The sequence below is a fragment of the Pacificibacter marinus genome, from assembly GCF_018860505.1.
In the GTDB taxonomy this organism is placed as follows: domain Bacteria; phylum Pseudomonadota; class Alphaproteobacteria; order Rhodobacterales; family Rhodobacteraceae; genus Celeribacter; species Celeribacter marinus_B.
On record NZ_JAHKPU010000013.1, the window covers coordinates 88,038 to 107,889 of the forward strand.

The 19,852-nt window shown below is 51.7% G+C and carries 15 protein-coding genes; 1 reads left to right on the forward strand and 14 read right to left on the reverse strand.

Annotated features, from left to right (window positions below):
- Positions 1-21: 21 nt before the first annotated feature.
- From KO503_RS02690 to KO503_RS02755, 14 genes are all read right to left on the reverse strand, one after another.
- Entirely contained in the window at positions 22-330 is a 309-nt protein-coding gene (locus KO503_RS02690) for a Dabb family protein (protein ID WP_215990055.1), read from the reverse strand.
- Entirely contained in the window at positions 327-719 is a 393-nt protein-coding gene (locus KO503_RS02695) for a VOC family protein (RefSeq protein WP_215990056.1), read from the reverse strand. The genes KO503_RS02690 and KO503_RS02695 overlap by 4 nt, the downstream gene beginning before the upstream one ends.
- 104 nt (positions 720-823) lie before the next feature.
- Positions 824-1,111 carry a DUF1330 domain-containing protein gene (locus KO503_RS02700; protein ID WP_215990057.1) on the reverse strand — a complete coding sequence of 96 codons (288 nt, stop codon included), beginning with the start codon at positions 1,109-1,111 and terminating at the stop codon, positions 824-826.
- Between the two features lie 3 nt (positions 1,112-1,114).
- The gene (gene alaS / locus KO503_RS02705) at positions 1,115-3,760 is read right to left on the reverse strand and encodes an alanine--tRNA ligase (RefSeq protein ID WP_215990058.1); all 2,646 of its coding nucleotides are present in this window, start codon (positions 3,758-3,760) and stop codon (positions 1,115-1,117) included.
- Between the two features lie 178 nt (positions 3,761-3,938).
- Complete coding sequence (gene recA, locus KO503_RS02710) at positions 3,939-5,036, reverse strand: recombinase RecA (protein ID WP_215990059.1); 1,098 nt, start codon at positions 5,034-5,036, stop codon at positions 3,939-3,941.
- A gap of 291 nt (positions 5,037-5,327) precedes the next feature.
- Positions 5,328-7,631, reverse strand: coding sequence for a hybrid sensor histidine kinase/response regulator (locus KO503_RS02715; protein ID WP_215990060.1), 2,304 nt, complete (start codon positions 7,629-7,631; stop codon positions 5,328-5,330).
- A 160-nt stretch (positions 7,632-7,791) separates the two neighbouring features.
- Positions 7,792-8,994, reverse strand: a complete 1,203-nt coding sequence (locus tag KO503_RS02720) for an RsmB/NOP family class I SAM-dependent RNA methyltransferase (RefSeq protein ID WP_215990061.1) — start codon at positions 8,992-8,994, stop codon at positions 7,792-7,794.
- A 68-nt stretch (positions 8,995-9,062) separates the two neighbouring features.
- A complete protein-coding gene (gene guaB, locus KO503_RS02725) occupies positions 9,063-10,514 on the reverse strand; it encodes an IMP dehydrogenase (protein ID WP_215990062.1) in 1,452 nt (483 codons plus the stop codon).
- Positions 10,515-10,686: 172 nt separating this feature from the next.
- Positions 10,687-11,691, reverse strand: a complete 1,005-nt coding sequence (locus KO503_RS02730; protein ID WP_215990063.1) for a tellurium resistance protein — start codon at positions 11,689-11,691, stop codon at positions 10,687-10,689.
- Positions 11,692-11,873: 182 nt separating this feature from the next.
- Positions 11,874-12,959, reverse strand: a complete 1,086-nt coding sequence (locus tag KO503_RS02735) for an ABC transporter ATP-binding protein (protein ID WP_215990064.1) — start codon at positions 12,957-12,959, stop codon at positions 11,874-11,876.
- Between the two features lie 15 nt (positions 12,960-12,974).
- Positions 12,975-14,630 carry an alpha-amylase family glycosyl hydrolase gene (locus KO503_RS02740; protein WP_215990065.1) on the reverse strand — a complete coding sequence of 552 codons (1,656 nt, stop codon included), beginning with the start codon at positions 14,628-14,630 and terminating at the stop codon, positions 12,975-12,977.
- Between the two features lie 16 nt (positions 14,631-14,646).
- The gene (locus KO503_RS02745) at positions 14,647-15,801 is read right to left on the reverse strand and encodes a carbohydrate ABC transporter permease (RefSeq protein ID WP_215990066.1); all 1,155 of its coding nucleotides are present in this window, start codon (positions 15,799-15,801) and stop codon (positions 14,647-14,649) included.
- A 12-nt stretch (positions 15,802-15,813) separates the two neighbouring features.
- Positions 15,814-16,815 carry a carbohydrate ABC transporter permease gene (locus KO503_RS02750; RefSeq protein WP_215990067.1) on the reverse strand — a complete coding sequence of 334 codons (1,002 nt, stop codon included), beginning with the start codon at positions 16,813-16,815 and terminating at the stop codon, positions 15,814-15,816.
- 292 nt (positions 16,816-17,107) lie between these two features.
- The gene (locus tag KO503_RS02755; protein ID WP_215990068.1) at positions 17,108-18,391 is read right to left on the reverse strand and encodes an ABC transporter substrate-binding protein; all 1,284 of its coding nucleotides are present in this window, start codon (positions 18,389-18,391) and stop codon (positions 17,108-17,110) included.
- 273 nt (positions 18,392-18,664) lie between these two features.
- Here KO503_RS02755 and KO503_RS02760 point away from each other — a divergent pair, with 273 nt between their 5' ends.
- On the forward strand, positions 18,665-19,696 hold the full coding sequence (locus KO503_RS02760; RefSeq protein WP_215990069.1) for a substrate-binding domain-containing protein: 1,032 nt from the start codon (positions 18,665-18,667) through the stop codon (positions 19,694-19,696).
- Positions 19,697-19,852 lie beyond the last annotated feature (156 nt).

Genomic DNA, 19,852 nt, shown 5'->3' on the forward strand with positions numbered 1-19,852 from the left:
ATTTAGCCATAAGATTTGGTTTTAGACTACGAGGTCGAACACCATTATCCCGTCACCGCCCCCATCACAGATCGCCACCAAAGCCCCGCCCGCAGCCTTATGCGCAGGATGCACAGTATAGGCCTCAAGCGCCGCTTGGCTTTCGAATGTCATGACAAAACCGTGGGTGAACTTTTGGGATTTTTGTTCCAAATCAATATTTGGCCCTGCTTGAAACGACAAAAGGCCATTACAGACAGGCACGAGTGCACTTAACTGAGCAAAGACCGCATCAATCTCCCCTGCAGAAGTTCCGGCACGTATCGCACAATAAACGGAATGAATGATCATGCTTTTCTGCCGTTTTGACGTGGAACGTGTTGATCCAACATGATGACATTGCCATCTGGATCGGAAAAAATGCAATGCCCCACGCCGTCGCCAGCCACACAAGACGTCGCCATGTCTACGCCCGCGGCGACCAATTTGGCCTCGATGTCACGGACATCGTCAAAATCATCAATCGGTTGTGCGGATTGATCCCATCCTGGGTTAAACGTCAGCATGTTGCCTTCAAACATCCCATGATACAGACCAATGAGATGCGCGCCGTTTTTCATCACCACATAGCCATGATCAGGATCACCGCCAAACTGCGTGAACCCCAAGGTTTCGTAAAATGCCTTGGACACCCCAAGATCTTTCACACTCAAACTGACGGAAAAAGTGCCTAACTCCATGTGTTGCTCCTGTTTTGGATCGCATGATCGGTATCAGGGTCCCATGAATGAGGTCACGCGCAAAGTAAAAAAGCGGGCAGATGATCCCTGCCCGCTCTAAAAATCTACTCCGAGGTTTCAATCACCATCAATTCGCGTTCCGACGCGCCGCGCGCAAAATTGAGTGCTTCTTGATACTCTGGTGAATGATAGCAAGCGACCGCCGTGTCCACATCTGGAAACTTGGCCACAACATTGCGGGGGCGTTCACGGCCCTCAAGCTGCACAAAACGCGCTGCACGGGCAATGAACTCACCACCGTGTTTGGCAATCGCCGGCCCTGCAAGCGCTGCATATTTGCCGTAAGCCTCTTCATCCGAGACCGTTACATTTGCAATCCAAAGTGCGCCCATCGTTTAGCCCTCCAAAACTTTTGTGGCGGCTGCAATGGCTGCATCCGCGCCGGAAATGTCTTTGCCGCCGCCTTGGGCCATGCTTGGGCGACCACCGCCGCCTTGGCCACCAAGTTCAACGACTGCCGCTTTCAAAATATCTACAGCCGACAAAGTGCTCGTCAGATCATCTGTGACACCTGTGGCCACGGCAACTTTGCCATCGTCATCAGAAATCAGCAGTACAGCGCCAGACCCAAGGTTGTCTTTATGCGCGTCAATCAGACCACGCAGGTCTTTACCACTCACACCAGACAAAACTTGCGCGATGAATTTAACGCCATTGATTTCAACAACATCCGCCGCAGCATCCCCAGACATGGCCAGTTCTTTTTTCAGATTTGCGACCTCTTGCTCAAGACGCTTACGCTCTTCAGACAAGGCTTTCACACGATCGACAACGCCCGCGATGGGGGTTTTCAACACTGCCGCAATCTGCACACTGCGATCGGCTTCAAGCGCCAAATGATCCAAAGCCGCTTGACCTGTCAGCGCCTCAATCCGGCGCACCCCCGCAGACGAGGCTTGATCGCCAAGAACGACACAAGCACCGATATCGCCCGTGCGCGTCACATGTGTGCCGCCACAAAGCTCAAGCGAATATGTTTTGCCGTTCTGGCCCTTTCCGGTGTCGGCCATGCCCATTGAAACCACACGCACTTCATCGCCGTATTTTTCACCAAACTGCGCCTGCGCGCCGATGGCGCGGGCATCGTCTGGGGTCATGATACGGGTTTCAACTGCGGTGTTTTGGCGGATGAAAGCATTGACGTCTTGTTCAACCTTGGCCAATTCTTGTGCTGTCAGGCCTTTGTTATGCGAGAAATCGAACCGCAAACGATCAGGCGCGTTCAAAGACCCGCGCTGTGCCACGTGATCGCCCAAGGCGACGCGCAGGGCTTCGTGCAACAAATGCGTCGCAGAGTGATTGGCACGGATGGCTGCACGACGCTCAGAATCGACGGTCAAAACCGCATTCGCGCCAGTTTCAATCGTGCCCTCAGTGACTTTGGCCATGTGAATGAACACACCAGCAACCTTTTTGGTATCTGTAATCTCGGCTGTACCTGTGGCTGTGCGGATCACGCCGCTATCGCCCACTTGACCGCCGCTTTCGCCATAGAACGGCGTTTGATTCACAACGATAGAGACTTCATCGCCAGCCTTCGCGGAAGGCGTTACAACTGAGTCCGCGACAAGCGCCAAAACTTGACCCTCTGCAGTTTCAGTATCGTAGCCCAAAAATTCGGTCACGCCGTGTTCTTCAGCAATCTCGAACCAAATGGTAGCGTCAGCTGTTGCACCAGATCCAGACCACGCCGCACGCGCTTTGGCTTTTTGCTCAGCCATTGCTGAATCAAACCCGTCGGTGTCGACCTCTAGGCCCTTTTCACGCAAAGCGTCTTGGGTCAGATCGAGAGGAAAACCATAGGTGTCGTAAAGTTTAAACGCAGAGGCACCAGGCAATTTCGCGCCATCAGGCAAGCCGCCAAGTTCGTCATCCAACAGGCGCAAGCCACGCTCAAGCGTTGTTTTAAAACGGGTTTCTTCCAGTTTCAGCGTTTCTTCGATCATCGCTTGGCCGTGACGCAACTCTGGGTAAGCCTCGCCCATTTGTTTGATCAAAGCTGGCACCAATTGGTGCATCACGGGATCTTTGGCCCCCAGCAAATGCGCATGACGCATCGCACGCCGCATGATGCGACGCAGTACATAACCGCGCCCTTCGTTGGATGGCATCACACCATCGGCAATCAAAAACGACGTCGACCGTAGGTGATCGGCGATCACGCGGTGATGCACATTTTTGTCGCCAAAAGGATCTGAATGCGTCGCATGAGCAGAGGCCTCAATCAACGCCTTCATCATGTCAGTGTCGTAATTGTCGTGACTGCCCTGCAAAAGTGCCGAAATACGCTCAAGGCCCATACCTGTATCGATGGACTGCATATCGAGGTCGATCATTGACCCATCGGCGAACCGTTCGTTTTGCATGAAAACGATGTTCCAGATTTCAATAAAGCGGTCACCGTCTTCTTCTGGTGAACCGGGTGGGCCGCCCCAAATATGTTCGCCGTGATCATAGAAAATTTCAGTGCAGGGTCCACAAGGCCCCGTATCACCCATCTGCCAAAAGTTGTCAGAGGTTGCGATGCGGATGATCCGATCTTCGGGCACGCCAAGCTTTTTCCAAATGCCATAAGATTCATCATCGGTATGATACACAGTGACCGAAAGTTTTTCTTTCGGGATTTGGTAGACCTCGGTGACCAGCGTCCAAGCATGGGAAATGGCTTGTTCTTTAAAGTAATCACCAAAGGAAAAGTTACCGAGCATCTCAAAAAACGTGTGGTGACGCGCAGTATATCCCACATTATCGAGGTCATTGTGTTTGCCGCCTGCGCGCACACATTTTTGCGCTGAAGTGGCGCGCACATAATCGCGCTTCTCAACACCGGTGAAACAGTTCTTAAACTGAACCATCCCCGAATTAACGAACATCAAGGTTGGATCATTGCGTGGAACCAGCGGAGAGCTGTCCACGATGGTGTGATCGTTCTTCTCGAAGTAATTGAGGAAGGTGGAGCGAATATCGTTGACGGTTGGCATATTGGGCTCTTCTCGCAGGCTGGATTGCGGTTGTTCCCAAAGGGTTTACCCAAGCCAGTGAGGGCTGTCCATGCCAAGCTGACTTGAACAAGGCAAAACCTAACAAACAAGGGCCACAGCATTTTTGCCATGGCCCTTTAATACATTAAAAGCAGAGATATCTTAAACGCTGTGCGACCTATTCGTCGTCAAGCACGTCGGATTTATCGCCTGCATTGCCGGCTGCGACATCCATATCAAAGTCTAACCCGTGCGCTGCGCGAATTTTATCTTCAATTTCAAGCGCCATTTGCGGATTATCCCGCAGATATTTCTTAGCGTTTTCGCGCCCTTGCCCGATACGTTCATCGCCGTAAGAATACCAAGAGCCTGATTTATCAACCACGCCAGCTTTGGCACCGAGATCCAACAGTTCGCCCCGTTTAGAAATGCCTTCGCCGTACATGATGTCAAATTCTACCACCTTAAACGGAGGAGCCACTTTGTTTTTGACAATCTTCACGCGGGTTTCATTGCCAACGATTTCATCACGATCTTTGATCGATCCGATACGGCGAATATCCATCCGCACTGAAGAATAGAACTTCAAAGCGTTGCCGCCAGATGTCGTCTCGGGTGAGCCAAACATCACACCGATTTTCATCCGAATTTGGTTGATGAAAATCACTGTACAGCCAGAGCGATTGATAGAACCGGTCAGTTTGCGCATGGCTTGCGACATCAAACGCGCTTGGACGCCAACAGAGCTGTCGCCCATGTCGCCTTCAAGTTCGGACTTTGGTGTCAGGGCCGCAACAGAGTCGACGACGACCATGGATACAGCACCAGATCGCACCAAGGTGTCAACAATTTCAAGACCTTGCTCACCAGTATCAGGTTGCGAGATCAACAACTCATCAAGATCAACCCCCAGCTTGCGGGCATAGATCGGATCAAGTGCGTGCTCGGCATCAACAAAGGCACAGACGCCGCCTTTTTTTTGTTCTTCTGCGATACAGTGCAATGTCAGCGTTGTTTTACCTGAACTTTCAGGGCCGTAGATTTCTACGATACGCCCTTTCGGAAGACCGCCAATGCCTAAGGCAATATCCAGCCCAATAGAACCTGTGGAGGTCGCTTCAATCTCTTGGGCTGGATTGTCCGCCCCCATTTTCATGATCGAGCCTTTGCCAAACTGCCGCTCAATCTGAGCCAGTGCACTGTCGAGCGCTTTTTGCTTGTCGCCGCTTTGTTTGTCGCCGTTTTTTTTCATGGTCTTGTCTGCCGCCGTAGCCATTGTTCAATTCCTTATCACACACCCCTGAACTGGCGGCAACGACTGCCTGCACAACGCACAAAGGATTTGCTTATGTTCGCCTCTTGTTCTTATTAACCTTTATGAGACCAAAAGGAGAACACATCAATCAATTTTTTTCATAAAACCAATGATCAAAGGTTATGGTTAATATTTAATTGAGATGTGACACATCTAATTCCATCTTGAGATATTACATAAGAAGATACATCTTAATGTATTGTTTAAAATGAACTATTGTGCATTAGAAATACAGAAAAACTTCGATTTATCTCACTGCAATTGCGTCTGTACCGTGGCAGTTAATTCCGACAAAGAAAACGGTTTGGGTAAAAATACAGAATTGGGAATGCGGGCCTGTTGCTCGGAAAAATGATCTTCGGCATAGCCGGACACAAACACGACTTTCACATTTGGACGCCTTTTGAGTGCCTCTGACACCCATGTAGGCCCATCCATCCCAGGCATGATTACATCGCTAACAAACAAATCCACATCAAGCTCTGGGTTTTCTAAGGTCTCAAGCGCCTCTTCCGCGCAATCCGCCTCGATCACTGTATATCCACGCATCCTTAGCGCACGAGATGCAAAAGCCCGCACAGGTGCTTCATCTTCAACCAACAAGATAACACCTGATCCACGCGCAGCTTGGTTTTCGATCACCTCAATAGCAGGGGGTTTTGTTTCAACGATGGCCTCAGCAAGCGCTGTATGCGCCGGCAAATAAATAGAGAACGACGTTCCAGTGCCAACGACCGAATCAACAAAGATAAACCCACCAGTCTGCTTGATAATCCCATAAGCCGTAGACAGCCCTAAACCGGTGCCTTCCCCCGTGCGTTTCGTGGTGAAAAAAGGTTCGAATATTTTCTGTAAACGCTCTGGTGGAATCCCGACACCTTGATCGGTGACCTTGACCAAAACATATTCCCCTTCAGGCACTGAGGCCCGATCACGCACCATAACTGACGTCAAAACTTCATTGCGTGTCTCAATTTTGATTTCTCCCCCTGCGGACATAGCATCACGCGCATTGACCACAAGATTCATGATCACCTGTTCAAGCTGGCGCTTATCCACACGGATCGGCAAAAGTCCCACGTCATGCGCCAAAGTCAGCGTGACCTTTTCACCAACAAGCCGATTCAAAAGATGGGTCAAATCGGCCAATGTATCGCGCAGATCGATCACTTCAGGTTTAAGTGTCTGTTTGCGTGAAAAAGCCAACAATTGCCCGACCAAAGAGGCTGCTCGATTGGCATTTTGATGGATTTGGACAAGATCTCCATAATCGGTATCGCTGCGATCATGACGTAAAAGTAACAAATCGCAGTGACCAGAAATCGCCGTTAACAGGTTGTTAAAGTCATGAGCAACACCGCCAGCAAGCTGGCCGATGGCTTGCATTTTTTGGCTTTGCACGAATTGCGCCTCAAGGGATTTCAACTCGGTCGCGTCAGATAAAACGGCAATAAGTTCGACTGCGTCCTTGCCTTCGATTCTATTCAAGGACACTTGCAAAAACGTATCGTTTTTGGATTGAGATGCGCGGACAAATTCAGGCTTGCGCGCCCGCCCCAAAGCCACTTCGGACACCCAATCCACAACAGAACGCCCCAGCCCCTTGACAACGTCGCCAAGGTTCAATTCATCAGTACCGTTGACTGACAAAATTTCACGTGCGGGTCGATTGGATTGCGTGATGGACCCATCCAGACCAACCCTCAACAGAGCAACGGGCAAAGCATCAAAGGCATCCCAATCGTTCACATTGGGAGCTTTTTCAGGTAAGAAATAGACTTCACGATGCCCTTTTGCGGTGTCAAAAATGGCCGTGCGCGCGTAGATACGTCCCTCTTTGCCCGCCAAAATATGTATATCACCCGCCCGTAAAGGCAAATCATTGACGATACGATCAAGCTGCGTATCCCGATGCCCAATCAAGCGTCGAAGTGCGTCATTAACGCACAAAACAGATCCCGATGTCGAAAGCGTTAGCATGGGCAAAGATATGGCATCTTTGGGCGCCCCATGGCCTCTATCCGCGATGTCTTCGAGACGCCATAAAAAGCCATCTTCGCCCAGCAAATGCACCGACAATCGTATATGCCCTTGGCGCATCACAACATCTTCGCGGGCTGCGCCTTTGGCCAAGGCCCGCGATTGCAGCCGCGCGAGCGTGGCACTTGGCGCAGCGAAAAGATTTTCAAGCGCCGCCAGCAAGGTTTGCCCCCCGTGCCCGCCGAACCGTTCAATAGCAGCTGCGTTTTCATACCCGATGACACCATCTATATCAGTGGTGAATGAGGGGGCTGCATCATGAGATACAAATTCAGAGATCAATCCATGAACGCGTTTACGTTTGGTGGAATGTCTGCGCGCCGCGATAGCGATGATTGCAGAGGACCACAGCAAAATCGCGCCGACAGAAAACCCCATAAGGCCGATTGGCGTCTGCGGTGCTAAAAGCGCAACCATACAACAGACCGCGCCACCGATAGCAATTTTGAGTGCATCTGGAAAAAGGCGCAGCGCCAGTTTTGTAAATTTACCAGCCGTCAATGCACCGCTCGTCATCAAGCCCCCCTCGACGCGCTTCGCGTGTCATACGTGTTTATCCTACTATGCCGCGAAAATGATTAACGGCATTTTAACAGTAGTAACCAACACGATAGACTTAAGAAATTAATCGGTAAAGTTGTATTGAGCAAAAATTAAACCGCAAAAGGAGAACAGATCAGGCTGCTTTGGTCAAAACCGCCACATAGAATCCGTCCCCGCCTTCAAGAGGCGTGATAAGGCGATCCGATTGCAACTCAAATTCAGGGTGGCGCTCAAGAAATTTTATAATCTGCACTTTGTTTTCCGCATCGAACACAGAACAGGTCGCATAGGCCAAAATCCCACCAACAGCGACACGTGGCACCACGTCATCAAGTATTTGGGCCTGCAAATTGGTCAGGGTATCCAGACGTGTGTCTTGTAGCGTCCATTTGGCTTGCGGCGCTCGGGCCCACGACCCCGAACCAGAACAGGGTGCGTCACATAGAACAAGATCATAGCTCTCGGCCAAATCCGCCAAACGCACTGTGGCAATTTCGACCCCCGCACGTGAGGCACGCGGGGCAATGTCCTGCATGCGGGCAGGATCGATATCGTGAGCGGTGACATCCATATCGGCACGGGCAGCCATCGCCAAGGCCTTGCCGCCACCGCCCGCGCAGTAATCCAAAACACGCAGACCATCTTTAAGCGGTAAAGCGTCGATAATTGCCTGCGACCCTGCATCTTGCAGCTCAACCAGACCCGTCAAATAGGCTTGAGACCGCGCAACACCGCGCGCCCCGACAGTGACTTTAAGGGCTGTCGGCGACAATGGATGAGGTTCTGTTTCAATATTATCCGCCAATAGCGCCTCTTGCGCTTCAACTAGGCTGGCTTTGCCTGTGTTCACGCGTAAAAACACCGGCGCGCGACTGCGAGAGGCATTGAGAACCGCATCAGCATCATCCTCCAAGACTTCATCATACAGTGGCAAGATCCAGTCTGGACAATCCAAACGCACAGCACGCGGCGCATCGTCTAGATCAGGCAGATCCATCTCATCCTCAGTGAGCGGCGCAGGTGCAAATCGCGCCTCTAGGAACATCGTATCAAGATCAACGCCCGCATCGCGTAGCATGCCGATCATCAGCTGACGCCCTGTTGGGCGCGGGCCGTCTTCACAATCACCAATGCGACCACCTGCGCCGCCAAGCCAAGCATAAGACCGTAAACAGCGCAGCGCATCGAACACATGATCGCGAATAGCCGCCCGATCTTTGGACCCCGCATAGCGGTGCCCGCGCGCCCAAGAGGTCAACACCCGCTCGGCGCTTTCGCCATCCATCACAGCATCGAGAATTTCAATCGCGGCAGAAATACGGGCAACAGGAGTCATGAGCGGTATCCGTCTATGGAAAGGGTCTGGAATGAGAAACGGGGGCCGAAGCCCCCGCTGTATTATGTTTAACCGATACGGTAATTCGGACTTTCGCGGGTGATTTGCACATCATGGACATGGCTTTCTTTCAGCCCTGCCCCCGTGATTTTCACGAAGGAACAATCCTTACGCATCTCTGCCACTGTGGCGCAGCCCGTGTAGCCCATAGCCGCGCGCAAACCGCCAACAAGTTGGTGGATCACAGCACCTGCTCCACCTTTGTAAGCGACTTGGCCCTCGATGCCTTCGGGTACCAATTTGTCAGAGGCTGCATCTTTTTGGAAATACCGATCCGCTGACCCACGTGCCATAGCGCCCAAAGAGCCCATGCCACGATAGGCTTTGAAAGAGCGGCCTTGGTACAAGATCACTTCGCCGGGAGACTCGTCTGTGCCCGCAAGCATAGAACCGACCATGGCGCACGAAGCACCAGCGGCGATGGCTTTGGCAAAATCGCCTGAGAACTTGATACCACCATCCGCGATGACCGGAATATCACCGGCGGCTTTGGCACAATCCATGATGGCTGTCAGTTGAGGCACGCCGACCCCTGCAACCATACGCGTTGTACAGATAGATCCAGGTCCGATACCGACCTTTACCGCATCAGCCCCCGCATTGATCAAGGCCGTTGTCGCAGCGCCCGTCGCCACATTACCAGCCACGATTTGAACGCTATCACCAAAGGCTTTTTTCGCGCGCGCAACCGCATCGATCACACCAGCCGAATGGCCATGCGCCGTGTCGATCACGATCATATCGACACCAGCATCGACCAAGGCTTCTGAGCGCTCGAACCCGCTGTCGCCAACAGATGTTGCCGCCGCCACGCGCAAACGACCCAGATCGTCTTTACAGGCTGCGGGGTTCAAAACTGTAGTTTCTGTGTCTTTCAACGTCAAAAGACCTGTAAGCTTACCGTCAGAATCTGTGACCAAGAGCTTTTCGATTCTGCGCGCTTTCATCAGCGATATCGCCTCACTGCGATCTGCAGGCTCATGTAGGATCGCGAGGTCTTTGGTGGTCATCACTTGCGACACAGGCATGTCGGGCGATGTGGCAAAGCGCATATCGCGGTTGGTCACGATGCCGACAACACGGCCAGATCCGTCCACGACAGGAAAGCCAGTGAAATTATACCGATCGCACAGCGCTTGGGCATCTGCGATGGTTTGATCCGCCGTCAAAGTGATCGGGTTGTAAACGATCCCACTCTCGAAGCGTTTGACGCGGCGCACCTCTGTGGCTTGTTCCAGCGCATTGAGGTTCTTGTGAATAACCCCCATGCCACCCATCTGCGCGATGGCTATGGCCATCCGCGCTTCGGTGACTGTGTCCATTGCGGACGACAAAAGCGGTATGTTCAGTTTGATCGATTTGGTCACATAAGTCGATGTGTCTGCAGTTGTCGGCATAACGCTGGACGCTGCCGGAACAAGCAAAACATCATCGAAAGTGAGGGCCTCACGAATCTCCATCGGGTCTCTCCACGGGTGATACGGTTTGGCACGTTTATCTGTCATGGAATGAAGTGAATGCAAAGTGGAAATTGCGGTTTAGGGCAAGGAAACCGCAAGATTTAGTTTTGACCGCGATAAGACCTTGATGTCATTGCACAAGAGTACGGCTTAATTTGAGGCTTGGTTTGGTTTAAACTGTCGAAGCATTCGTCAGCTTCGACAGCGTGCCCTTCATCCACATCTGCATGATCCGATACGCGATATAAGCAACGGCCAAAGTGGCCAGTGCCAGCTCAATCCCGCCGACATAGCGAAACGGCATAGGCATGATCAGGGCAACCATGAACATCATATTGGCAAAGGCTGCCATAGGGAACGTGAACGCACCCCACATTGGGGAAAAACCGCTTTTGGTGAGATAGCGCGCCCCTATCAAGCACACCACAAGCCCTGTCAAACCAATCCAGCCAAAGGCAATGCCAACCGCGTCATAGCCCAAAAGCACAGAGACGATGCCAAACAAAGACACAGGCGCCATGTGAATCGCCAGCAAAGGTCGCAAAGGGGCTGGCACGCCCGCGCGCATGAATTGCAGCGCAGAAATCAGCCAAATGGCCACCGCAATCGGCAAGGTGGTGGCATAGATCATCGCGGACAAAGCAACCCAGCCCAAAGGCACAGCTGCCACGGGCGCGATAATGAAGCCAACAAAGCTAAGGTGCCAAACTGGCGTGACGCGGCGTTGTTCGGCCGGTCCCAAAATCAGCGCCCGAATGATGATGATCGCACCGACAGCATGGGCAAAAAGTCCCGCGAACAGCACGATATTCGCACCTAAAGTCCAATACGGCACCAGCGTTGCAGCCAGCAAAAACATCGACGCGGTCATGGCTGACAGCCCCGCCCGCCCCGGCAGGATTTTAGCATCATCCAGCAAGGCAGTTGGACGACGCAGCACTTTGGCCTTAAAAGCAATGCCTGCAAAAATATAGAGCAGGCAGACCGCGCCAAGCCAAATCTCACCAATCCACGACGGCGCACCAAGATGCGCACTTGCAGCGCGCCACGCCAAGCCAATGCCAAACAGCCCCAAAATCGGCGGAAAAATCGCCAAGGGCGTTGCTCGCCACAGACCTTTGGGAGCCGCATTGAATGGTTTGGGGCTAAGGCGTTGGGATGGCGGTGTCGTGGTCATGAGCTTATCCTACATATTACAACTCGCGAATATCATTTGCGGTGTCGTGGCGCTAGGGGGCCTGTCGGTGATAGACTGCGCTGCGGTGTCACAGCGCAAGTATTCACGCACAACACCCCGTACAAAACAATAGGGCCACCCAAAGGCAGCCCTATATCAAATATCACATCACCCCCGCAGCGCTATTTGCGCATCGTCACGCCATCTGCAAACAAATGCACTTTGGCGGGATCTGCAGTGAGGCTGATCTGAGAGCCGCGCAGACCTTGGTGAATGCCAAGCAACTTAGCGATCACAGGGTCTTCATCGCGTTCGCCTTTGAAGTACACCAAAGTGACCTCACCCAAAGCTTCGGTGAAATTCACTGTGCCATTGACGATACCCGTGCCCTCGACCGTAATGAAATCTTCGGGACGCACGCCGACGTTAACCTGACGGCCCATGTCGCTATCTTGGGTCGCAATGGCAGAGATTGCAACACCGCCGCCCGCCAGTTTCACAGTTGTCTGCACGCCCGTTTCAACAATCTCACCGGGGATCAGGTTCATCGCAGGTGAGCCGATAAACTGCGCCACAAATTCATTATCGGGGCGCTCATACAGATCCAGCGGCGATCCCACCTGCGCGATGCCTTTGTTGGCCAAAACCACGATACGATCCGCCAAAGTCATGGCCTCGACTTGGTCGTGGGTCACATAAACCATGGTGGAGTTTGGCATGGATTCTTTGAGCTGAGCAATCTCGATCCGCGTGGCAACGCGCAAAGCGGCATCCAAGTTGGACAGGGGCTCATCAAACAAATAAACCTTCGGATCGCGCACAATCGCGCGGCCAATGGCAACCCTTTGACGTTGACCGCCTGATAGCGCTTTCGGCAAACGGTCTAAATACGCGTCAAGCTGCAAAATCTTAGCCGCATTGCTGACGGCCTCATCGATCTCAGCCTTGGATTTTTTGGCCAATTTCAGCGCGAATGCCATGTTATCGCGCACTGTCATATGCGGGTAAAGCGCATAGGATTGAAACACCATAGCGATGCCACGTTGTGCGGGCGGCACATCATTTACGACGACGCCATCGATCTCGAAGGTGCCACTTGATATTTTCTCAAGCCCCGCGATCATCCGCAGCAATGTGGATTTACCACATCCAGATGGCCCGACAAAGACCACCAATTCGCCGGTTTTAATATCGAGGTTGATATCTTTGAGGACCTCGATCTTGCCGCCATAGGTTTTTGCGACGTTTTTGAGTGTAAGCTCTGCCATTTTGATCCCCTGCCCTTAAGTCAATTTGCGTTGCAAAATGCAGGGCTGCCATGGCCCCAAATTTAATGTTCCGCCCTGTGGTGCCACATGGCTCACGGCGCTATCGATCGTCTGCCAATCACCGCGGGGCACCTCAAGCGTAGCGTTTTCATCCGTTAGGTTGAAAGCGCAGTATAATTCCTCATCACTGCCCGCGCGCGTAAAGACCAAACAGCCTTGATCAATGCTCATCGGGCTACATGTACCGGTTTTGAGCGCCTCATGGGCTTGGCGCAACGCGATGGCGTCACGATAATGGTGGATGATTGATCCTGCGTCGCCCTCAGACTGCGCGACGCTCTGGGTCAGATGATCCGCACTGACCGGCAACCATGTTTTATCAGCCTCTGAGAACCCACCGTTTTGGTTTGAATTTTCCCAGACCATCGGCGTACGACAGCCATCGCGACCTTTGAATTCAGGCCAAAACGCGATGCCGTAAGGGTCTTGCAGGTCTTCAAAGGCGACATCTGCCTCTTTCAAACCAAGTTCTTCGCCTTGATAAATACAAGCCGATCCCTTGAGACACATCATCAGCGTCGTAAACATGCGTTGCGCATCATCGGTCAAATTCCAACGCGTAGGATGACGCACGACGTCGTGGTTCGAAAACGCCCAGCAGGCCCAGCCGTCGGTTGCAACCTCATCGACATGATCCATCACGTCTTTGATATATTGCGCGGTTGGTTTATCACCGGACAACAATTCAAAAGCGTAACACATATGCATCAAATCATCGCCAGCGGTGTATTGGCCCAATATTTCAAGCCCCAGTTGCTCATCCCCAACTTCACCTACAGCTGCAGCATTATAAGGCTGCATCACGGCGCGCAGTTTGCGCAAAAAGCTCAGGTTTTCAGGGCGTGATTTGTCATAAATATGTTGCTGCCAATTATACGGGTTGACCGCAGGTGCCGTTTTGGCCGAACGCGCCTCGACAGGCAGTGCGGGGTTGTCGCGCAGCTCTGCATCATGGGTGTAAAAGTTGATCGTATCCAGACGGAACCCATCCACACCACGTTCAAGCCAAAAGCGCCCAACATCAAGCAAGGCCTCTTGCACCTGCGGTTCGTGAAAGTTCAAATCGGGCTGCGAGGTCAAGAAATTGTGCAAGAAATATTGCATTCGTCCCGCATCCCACTGCCAAGCTGAACCGCCGAAAATAGACAGCCAGTTGTTGGGCGGCGTGCCATCGGGTTTGGCGTCGGCCCAGACATACCAATTGGCCTTGTCGTTGTTATGCGACTTGCGGCTCTCAGCAAACCAAGGATGCTGATCAGAGGTGTGCGATAACACCAGATCGATCATGACTTTCACACCGTGGGCATGGGCCGTCTCGATGACAGCATCAAAATCGCTCAACTGACCAAACATCGGGTCGATGTCGCAGTAATCTGACACATCATAGCCGAAGTCTTTCATCGGCGAGGTAAAGAACGGTGAAATCCAAATCGCGTCCACCCCCAGTGAAGCAATATAGGGCAAGCGTTTGACGATGCCTGCAAGGTCGCCGATGCCATCGCCTGTACTGTCTTGATATGAGCGCGGATAGATTTGATAAATCACAGCCCCCCGCCACCAATCGGGGTCACGGGAAAAGGGCTGCGCAGTGTGAAGTGTTTGAACGGTCATGTTTAAGAGACTTTTCTTATTTAACGGAGCCAGCCAACAAGCCGCGCACCAGATATTTTTGCATAGCGAAGAAGACGCACAATGGCACAGAGATCGACACGAAAGCCGCCGTGGCCAAGATTTCCCAGTTGCCGCCTCTGGACCCCAAAAGCTCAACGATTTGACGGGTCATAACAGTGGTGTCGCCGGAACTGTCGATTAAGAACACAAGTGCCACAAGCAGATCATTCCATGTCCATAAGAACTGAAAAATCGCAAAAGACGCGAGCGCAGGAAAAGACAACGGCAAAATGATTTTGACGAAAATCTGAAACTCGGTCGCGCCATCAACGCGAGCATTTTCGATGATGTCTTTAGGTAAACCGACCATGTAGTTGCGCAACAGATAAATCGCCAAAGGCAAACCGAACCCTGTGTGCGCCAGCCAAACCCCCAAGTATCCTTTACCGATGCCAACTTGCAGATGCAGTTTGAGCAGCGGGATAAGCGCCAGTTGCAAGGGCACAACCAGTAGCCCCACCACAAAGGCAATCAAAAGAGCGCGGCCCGGAAAGTCCATCCACGCCAATGCGTAAGCCGCAAATGCCGCGATCAAAATCGGAATAATAGTCGATGGGATAGACACGGTGAGCGTGTTGAAAAACGCCTTTGACATCGATGATGTGCCTGAGTCTTTGCTCAACACATGTTTGTAGTTGGTGAAAGAAAAGCTGGGCGGTGTCGTGGCTGTCAAAAACACCCGTTGCCCCCGTGATCCCGCAAATTCTGTATCATTTACAAACCGATAATCCCCGTTAACCTCGACTGTCAAACGACCCTTTTCGCCCAAATCCGCAGTTTCGCCCGCAGCATAAGCCGAAATGTCTTTAGAAGACGTGCCCCAGACAGAGACATCACCTTCCACTGCACCGTCTTGAGCAAACAGATTGCCCTCGATGACATAAAGACCATCAATCAGCTTTTGCTGATCAGGCTTTTCTGCGCGAATAACGACATTTTGTTCCTGCGCGAACAGAGACTTCCACCATCCAGTTGAAGCGATTTGATCTGCAGAGCGAAAACTTGAGACGAACAACCCTAATGTCGGCAACAACCACAACAGCACCAACACAATCACCGAAAAGTGGACCGCCCAAGTGAGGGAAGACTTTTGACCTGCAATATTATCCATGTGTGGTCTCCCTTACTTCATTTCTTTGCGCGCGTTGCGCACGTTCCAGACCAAGATCGGCGAGACAAGCAACATAATAATCATCGCAGCCGCCGACCCGACACCCCAATCCGAGGCTCGGAACAATTTGTCGTACATGTAATTGGCCAAGACCTGCGTTTCCCACTGACCATTGGTCATTGCGAACACGATATCGAAGACCTTTAACACCGTGATCGTGATCGTGGTCCAAACCACAACAATCGTGCCGACAATCTGCGGCATTTTGATTTTAAAGAAAATTTGGAACGGATTGGCCCCATCCACAATGGCAGCTTCGATGGTCTCTTCTGGCACACCGCGCAAAGCGGCTGACAAAATTACCATGGCAAAACCTGTCTGAATCCAGATCAAAACAGCCATCAAAAAGAAGTTGTTCCAAAACGGTATCGTCAGCCAAGTGTGCGACGTGTCCCCACCCATGAAAATGTAAACTGCGTTCAGCATCCCGATCTGATCCGCGCCCTCTGGGCGCGCATCATAGACCAATTTCCAAATCACAGAGGCCCCTACAAAAGAGATCGCCATCGGCATGAAAATAATGGATTTTGCGACAGCCCCCCATTTGATCCGGTCCGTCAATTGCGCCACCAAAAGCCCAAAGGTCGTCGACAGAGCGGGCACAACCAACAACCATAAAAAGTTATTGCGCAAGGCCTCCCAGAACTTTTGCTCTGAGAACATCTGACGATAGTTGTCGAGCCCAACAAATGCGCCATCAAGCCTGCGATCTGTCAAAGACAGGCGCAGAGTTTCGAACACAGGGTACGCAAGGTAGAGCGACAAAGCGGCAAGCGCTGGGAACAAAAACAACCAAGGTCGGACCATATTGGCGCGGTTGATATTACGACCGGCATGACGACCACGCGCAGGAAACAACACCTTATCCAAGAAGATGTTCGAGAAGTAAAAGTAGCCAATACAAGCACTTACCCCAATGATGATAGTCAAAAGACCTTGAATGGCCGGATGCATACTATCCCCTCTCCATCGCGAATACGCGTTTTTTAAGCAAACCGTTTCTAAAACCCGGTTTTTAATTATTGTCCCAGAGATACAGTGGCGATCTCAATTGAGCGCGATACAGATGCATCAAAGCATCTTATCCTTGTTGCACGGCGATAGCTTAACATAGAAACGTTTTAAGCCATCAGCGAACATCAATAACATGCGGCTATCGTTCGTCATCGCACTTAATCTCATTACATAAAGGCGAAAAAGGGCAACCCAGCACAAACCGGATTGCCCATTAAGTCTTAGAGCCGACTTACTTAAGTGCGTCCCATGTGGACTGGATCTCAGTCGCAACTTCCATTGCGTCTTTTCCACCAGCGTAATCAACCATGCCGGTCCAGAAAGCCCCTGCACCAACGCCACCTGGCATCAGATCAGATCCATCGAACCGGAATGTCGTAGCATTCAAAAGAATGTCGTTCATTGAACGCGCAGAGTCTGTCGCAAATTTTGAGACATCGACGCCCTTGTGTGGTGTCAAGAAGCTGCCAACCGCCATCCACACTTCGTGTGCCGCTGGATCACGCAGAAATTCGACCAACGCTTGCGCCCCTTCAGATGGGTTGGTGATGGCAAACAATGTGCCTCCGCCCAAAACGGGGTTGCCCAATTCTTTTTCCGCGTAGGACGGGAAGTAGAAGAAATCAGCATCTTCGCCAACAACCGTACCCTCAGGGAAGAATGCCGGAACGAAGGACGCCTGACGGTGCATGTAACACTGTGGAGGCGACGCAAACATGCCTTTGGGGCTGTCACGGAAGTCAGTAGACGCCACGGCGCCAGCACCACCAGCAACATAGTCGTCGTTTCGCGCGAACGCACCAAATTCTTCGATGGCCGCCACAATGCGCGGGTCGTTAAATTTAATTTCATTTTTCACCCAAGCGTCATAAACGTCAGGTGTTTGAGTGCGCAACAGCAAGTCTTCGACCCAATCCGTCGCCGGCCAACCCGTAGCTGCCCCTGATCCTAGACCGATACACCAAGGTGTGCCGCCATCTGCAACGATTTGATCAGAAAGTGTTTTAAGCTCTTCCATCGATGTTGGCACTTCGTAACCAGCATCTTCGAAGTTTTCAGGTGAATACCATACCAAGGACTTCAAATCGACGCGGAAGAACATGCCGTAAAGCTCTTCATCGCCAGATTCATTAGCATAGGTTCCCAGATCGACCCAAGATTGCCCCGCCGCGTAATTGTCGCGCACCCATTCGGCTGTGCCCTCCTTCAACGGCGTCAAAAAACCGCGTGATGCAAGATCAGCGGCCAAACCAGGTTGCGGGAAAATCGCGATGTTTGGAGCCGAGCCAGCTTCAGAATCGATAAGAATTTGCTGTTCAAAGCTGTCAGACCCTACATACTTCACAGTCGCGCCAGTGCGCTCCTCGAAGATATCAAAGACGGCTTCGATAACTTCAGCCTCTTGGCTCAACCATGAGCCAGATACGGTAATTGTTTCGCCAGACAAATCTTGCGCGGATACGGAACCGGCAACAAGGGCAGCCATAGCCGCGCCAGTCATAAGTGTCTTTTTCATTTAAAACCTCCCAGTTTCAGTGCCCCGTTTGGGGATAAATATACCGACTCTCTTGCGATGCCGGCAGGCTTTCAAAGCGCTTTGGTGGATTGAACATCCTCGAAAGACCAAAACAAGTCAATCACCAACCTAACGAAAACCACCAGAAATCCAAGAAACAACCACCTAAGGTTGTAAAAGCAGATATGAAAAACATATTTTCAATGTTTGCCTCTGCTCAGAAACCTGACTAGTCTTCTTAGACGCTTCATAGCGTTTTGGAGGACGACACCCATGAATCTCAAAGAGCTTTCTGCACTTTTGAATCTGTCTCAAACCACGGTTAGCCGTGCGCTGAACGGCTATCCAGAGGTGTCAGAAGCCACGCGAGAACGCGTTGGCAAGGCCGCTCGTGAACATAACTATATTCCCAACACCCGCGCCCAAGGCTTGGCGACAGGGCGCACCCATGCTGTTGGTCACGTCATCCCCTTATCGACGAAACATGAGGTGGTGAATCCCGTTTTTACCGATTTTATTGCGGGCGCTTCAGAAATCTATGCGCAAGAAAACTACGACATGCATCTCACCGTAGTGCCCGACACCAACGAAGAAGCCGCCTATCGTAAAATCGCATCCAAAGGCTCTGTTGATGGCGTTATCGTACACGGGCCCGTAAAAAATGACCCTAGAATCAAACTATTACAAAGCATTGGCATGCCGTTTGTTGTGCATGGACGATCTAACACCGAGGTCGATCAAGACTATGCTTGGGTCGATATGAACAATAAACGCGCTTTTGAGCGCGCAACGAAGTTTCTGATCGATCTGGGACATACCCGCATAGGATTGCTAAACGGACTTGAAAGCATGGACTTTGCGATCCGCCGCCGCGCTGGCTATCAATCGGCACTCGACGCAGCCGGAATCGCCTCAGATGCATACCTGTGCCGATCCGAAGAAATGACAGAAGACTATGGATACGAGTCCACGATGGCCTTCTGCACGCGTGATACACCACCAACAGCGATCTTGGCGTCTTCGATTATCGTCGGAATCGGTGTGCGCCGTGCGTGCAGCGAATTGAATCTAACGCTTGGCAAAGACTTGTCTTTGATCATTCATGACGACGGCCTTTCTTATTTCCGCAATGGTGCTGCGGCATCGCAATATACCGCGACGCGGTCTTCTGTGCGTCAGGCGGGCTTAACCTGTGCCGAGCTGTTGATGGAGCAAATCGCCAACCCTGACGTGCCAAAACGCCATGTTTTAATGGAAGCAGAGCTGATTATCGGTAGCACCACAGGCCCTGCCCCACGGCCCTAAAACCGTTCACACGAGCACGACCGCCAGCATAGCATTCGCTTAAATTTACGAAAAATCGCGCCACAAGGCTTGAAATAACCTTGCTCAAATTTCCATTTTGTGAAATCCAAAGCGCTATGGAAGCTATTTTGGTCCCAACAACACCTTTAATGACCG

Excerpts from the sequence above, each read along its gene's own strand:
- KO503_RS02690 (WP_215990055.1), bottom strand. The coding sequence starts at position 330 with ATGATCATTCATTCCGTTTATTGTGCGATACGTGCCGGAACTTCTGCA.
- KO503_RS02695 (WP_215990056.1), bottom strand. The coding sequence starts at position 719 with ATGGAGTTAGGCACTTTTTCCGTCAGTTTGAGTGTGAAAGATCTTGGG.
- KO503_RS02700 (WP_215990057.1), bottom strand. The coding sequence starts at position 1,111 with ATGGGCGCACTTTGGATTGCAAATGTAACGGTCTCGGATGAAGAGGCT.
- alaS (WP_215990058.1), bottom strand. The coding sequence starts at position 3,760 with ATGCCAACCGTCAACGATATTCGCTCCACCTTCCTCAATTACTTCGAG.
- recA (WP_215990059.1), bottom strand. The coding sequence starts at position 5,036 with ATGGCTACGGCGGCAGACAAGACCATGAAAAAAAACGGCGACAAACAA.
- KO503_RS02715 (WP_215990060.1), bottom strand. The coding sequence starts at position 7,631 with ATGACGAGCGGTGCATTGACGGCTGGTAAATTTACAAAACTGGCGCTG.
- KO503_RS02720 (WP_215990061.1), bottom strand. The coding sequence starts at position 8,994 with ATGACTCCTGTTGCCCGTATTTCTGCCGCGATTGAAATTCTCGATGCT.
- guaB (WP_215990062.1), bottom strand. The coding sequence starts at position 10,514 with ATGGAGATTCGTGAGGCCCTCACTTTCGATGATGTTTTGCTTGTTCCG.
- KO503_RS02730 (WP_215990063.1), bottom strand. The coding sequence starts at position 11,691 with ATGACCACGACACCGCCATCCCAACGCCTTAGCCCCAAACCATTCAAT.
- KO503_RS02735 (WP_215990064.1), bottom strand. The coding sequence starts at position 12,959 with ATGGCAGAGCTTACACTCAAAAACGTCGCAAAAACCTATGGCGGCAAG.
- KO503_RS02740 (WP_215990065.1), bottom strand. The coding sequence starts at position 14,630 with ATGACCGTTCAAACACTTCACACTGCGCAGCCCTTTTCCCGTGACCCC.
- KO503_RS02745 (WP_215990066.1), bottom strand. The coding sequence starts at position 15,801 with ATGGATAATATTGCAGGTCAAAAGTCTTCCCTCACTTGGGCGGTCCAC.
- KO503_RS02750 (WP_215990067.1), bottom strand. The coding sequence starts at position 16,815 with ATGCATCCGGCCATTCAAGGTCTTTTGACTATCATCATTGGGGTAAGT.
- KO503_RS02755 (WP_215990068.1), bottom strand. The coding sequence starts at position 18,391 with ATGAAAAAGACACTTATGACTGGCGCGGCTATGGCTGCCCTTGTTGCC.
- KO503_RS02760 (WP_215990069.1), top strand. The coding sequence starts at position 18,665 with ATGAATCTCAAAGAGCTTTCTGCACTTTTGAATCTGTCTCAAACCACG.